We start from the raw sequence: 3,788 nt of genomic DNA, 5'->3' as shown, positions 1-3,788 counted from the left end.
CATAAAACACTGTGCATTGATCAACTTCAAAAAACACGTTAAACACCTCTGGTGCAGGGTATAAAATACCTTTTAAGTTTTTTTTACCAATAAGGTTAAAAAAACCCTTTACTTTTGAGTCATAAAAACCATAAGGGATAATTTCACAATAAAATCAAATGATTAAATATTGGCACTGAATTTGCTTTGATCATAAAAACAATGAGATCAACATCAATATTCATTCTTATCTGAGGGAGTAACAACCCATGATGTGGTTCAGTGGTATCAAGGGGGTCAACAATGGCTGGGTATCGTAAGCTTTGGTGGACACTAATCGGTGTTCTTGCAATTACTTTTAGTGTTTTAGGGTATTTTGGAACGGAAGTTTACCGGGAGGCACCGCCTATTCCGGATAAGTTCATGAGTACCGACGGTAATGTCATTGCAACCGAAGAGTCGGTTCTTGACGGACAAACCGCGTGGCAGTCTGTGGGCGGTATGCAGTTAGGCTCTATTTGGGGTCATGGTGCGTATCAAGCGCCTGACTGGACAGCCGACTGGCTGCACCGTGAACTGCTGGCCTGGTTAGACATTCGGGCACAGGAAGTTTTCGGCAAGTCGTATGACGAGCTGGACGGTGTTCAACAAAACCAGCTCGAATATGAACTGAAAGAAGAGTACCGCACTAATACGTACGACAAGTCGTCTAATACGGTTATTTTAAGCGAACGTCGTATTCAGGCTATTGAACAAACTGGTGAGTACTACTCGAAGCTATTCAGTGACGACCCTGAGTTGCGCCCTACCCGCATCAGCTACGCCATGAAGGAAAACACACTGCCTTCAGCTGAGCGCCGTGCGCAAATGAATGACTTCTTCTTCTGGACCGCATGGGCAGCTGCTACTGAGCGTCCTGATGCCGAAATCACTTATACCAACAACTGGCCACACGAAACACTGATAGACAACGTGCCTAGCGCAGAAAACATCATTTGGTCTATTGTCAGTGTCATTCTCTTAATTGCCGGTATTGGCTTCCTAATTTGGGCGTGGGCATTCTTACGCGACAAAGAGGAAGAAGAGCTGGTTGCGCCAGAGCATGACCCTATCTCGAAGGTTAAGCTAACTCCATCACAGAAAGCCTTGGGCAAATATCTGTTTATTGTGGTTGCGCTGTTCGCGTTCCAGGTACTTCTGGGTGGTTTAACGGCTCACTATACTGTTGAAGGGCAAGAGTTCTACGGCATTAATATCTCTGAGTGGTTCCCCTACTCACTGACTCGTACCTGGCACATTCAGGCCGCCATGTTCTGGATTGCTACCGGGTTCTTAGCCGCAGGTTTATTCCTGGCGCCGATTATTAACGGCGGCAAAGATCCTAAGTACCAAAAACTTGGCGTAGACGTCTTGTTCTGGGCGCTGGTGCTGGTCGTCGCAGGTACCTTTATCGGTAACTGGTTAGCCATTGCGCAAATCATGCCTGAACACTTGAACTTCTGGTTAGGTCACCAGGGCTATGAGTACGTCGACTTAGGTCGCTTATGGCAAATTGGTAAGTTCCTCGGCATCGTCTTCTGGCTTGTGCTAATGATGCGCTGTGTTGTTGGCGCCTTCAAAGAGAAAGGTGACAAGAACTTACTGGCATTATTCACCGCCTCAGTCGTTGCCATTGGCCTGTTCTACGGTGCCGGCTTCTTCTACGGCGAGCGCACTCACATTTCTATCATGGAATACTGGCGCTGGTGGATTGTTCACCTGTGGGTAGAAGGCTTCTTCGAAGTATTTGCTACTGCCTCTCTGGCGTTCATTTTCCACAGCATGGGCTTGGTCTCTCGCCGCATGGCAACCGTTGCTGCACTAGCGTCAGCATCATTGTTCATGCTTGGTGGTGTACCGGGTACCTTCCACCACTTGTACTTCTCAGGCACAACCACACCGGTTATGGCGGTGGGCGCTACTTTCTCAGCGCTAGAAGTGGTACCGCTAATTGTGCTGGGCTATGAAGCCTGGGAAAACTACAGCCTGCAAAAACGTGCAGACTGGATGCAACGCCTTAAATGGCCACTACTGTGCTTCGTAGCCGTTGCGTTCTGGAACATGTTGGGTGCCGGCGTATTAGGCTTCATGATCAACCCGCCTATCTCGCTGTACTATGTACAAGGTCTCAACACTACGCCTACTCACGCACACGCAGCACTGTTTGGTGTTTACGGATTCCTGGCATTGGGCTTTGTATTGCTGATACTGCGCTACATTCGCCCTAATCTGCAGTTCGACGAAAAGCTGATGAAAATGGCTTTCTGGACAATGAACATTGGCTTAGCGCTGATGCTCTTCACCAGCTTGCTGCCAGTCGGTTTCATTCAGTTCTACGCCGCTGCAACTGAAGGTTTATGGTACGCACGAAGCGAAGCCTTCATGCAACAACCACTGTTGCAGAACCTGCGTTGGTTCCGTACTGTCGGTGACATGGTCTTCATCGTGGGTGCATTCGCTATCACTTGGCAGGTCATTAAAGGTTTACGCCATAAATCTGCTTAGCTCTTAATAAACCAAGCTTGTACGATTTTATGTGGAGGCTTGGTTTTCCTTTTTGGAGATCCCATGCAGTTAATCGAAAAACTAGGATACGTCCGCAGCAATCAATGCTCGTCAACCCAGTCACAGTTACGACAACGTATTGAACAGCTCGAGTCAGAAAACAGCACCCTGTTAGGTCAACTTGAATCAGCTAATAAAACCATCTCCCAGCAGCAGAAAGAGCTCGCTGACTACCAGCAACGCTTGTCTTTCATTGAGAACTTCACAGAATCATTATCCGGTTACCAAAACACCTTTTCGCAACTCAGTAACTTGCTACAACGCGAACGGGAAACCATTCTCACTATTGACCAAAATAATCAGTCAGGTGAGTCCACTATGTCTGCAGTAGTAGGGGATTTGTCGTCGATTGTCGGTGATATTGAGTCAACTTCCGAGAGTATCGCAGCGTTAAAGGGCCATACTCAGGAAATTGAACAAACCAGTGGCGATGTCCGCGGTGTCGCTGAAACCACTAACTTGTTGAGTCTGAATGCCAATATCGAGGCTGCACGTGCCGGCGAACATGGACGTGGTTTTACTGTGGTTGCTAACGAGGTTAGAGCGCTTTCTCAGCGCACCACCGAATTGACCGATCGCATTAACGACAAAGTGGGACAAATTGTACAAGGTGTTGATTCAAGTCACTCTTTGAGTGTTGAAGCCATGTACACCACACGTGAAAATATTGAGTCGACAAAGCAATATTTAGCGTCGTTGGCCGAAGAAAATACGCACATTAAGCAACTGGGCGGCAGTATTTCTAACAGTGCGTTACTGGCGCAAATTGAGCTAGCCAACATTGAAGAAATGCAATTGCGCATGGACGTATACCGTGTGTATTTGGGCACATTAAATGCGAGTGACTGCAATGTTGTTGATTCTGACGAATGTGGCATTGGTCGATGGTATTACTCGGAATTATTTCGCGAGCGTTTTAAAGCGCATTCAAGTTATCAGGCCATTGAAGCGCCTCACGACCGAGTTCACGTCTGTGCACAAGCAGTTATCGACGCCATAAAAGAAGACGACCACGGCCTAGCTCAGCAAGAGCTTGAGAAAATGGAGCAATACAACCGCGAGGTGAGTCAGCACATTCGCACAATGTCGGAGAGTTTACTGGAGGATGTATGAGCCGCAAACCCGATACCAAAACCGCGATGTATCAGTTACTGGACGTTATTCGCGAATACACTCTCTTTGACTTTAAACAATAAGATTGGTAA

2 protein-coding genes are annotated in these 3,788 nt (G+C 47.3%); both read left to right on the top strand.

Annotated elements, in window-relative coordinates:
* Nucleotides 1–282 precede the first annotated feature (282 nt).
* Nucleotides 283–2,523: a nitric-oxide reductase large subunit gene (locus BZG80_RS15510; RefSeq protein ID WP_077661622.1), complete on the top strand. Its 2,241-nt coding sequence runs from the start codon at nt 283–285 to the stop codon at nt 2,521–2,523.
* Between the two features lie 63 nt (nt 2,524–2,586).
* Nucleotides 2,587–3,696, top strand: a complete 1,110-nt coding sequence (locus BZG80_RS15505; protein WP_077679759.1) for a methyl-accepting chemotaxis protein — start codon at nt 2,587–2,589, stop codon at nt 3,694–3,696.
* Nucleotides 3,697–3,788: the final 92 nt, after the last annotated feature.

The organism is Salinivibrio sp. MA440, from assembly GCF_001996265.1.
In the GTDB taxonomy this organism is placed as follows: Bacteria; Pseudomonadota; Gammaproteobacteria; order Enterobacterales; family Vibrionaceae; genus Salinivibrio; species Salinivibrio costicola.
Note: the sequence above shows the minus strand (reverse complement) of the source record. Positions and strands in the feature narration are given on the sequence as shown.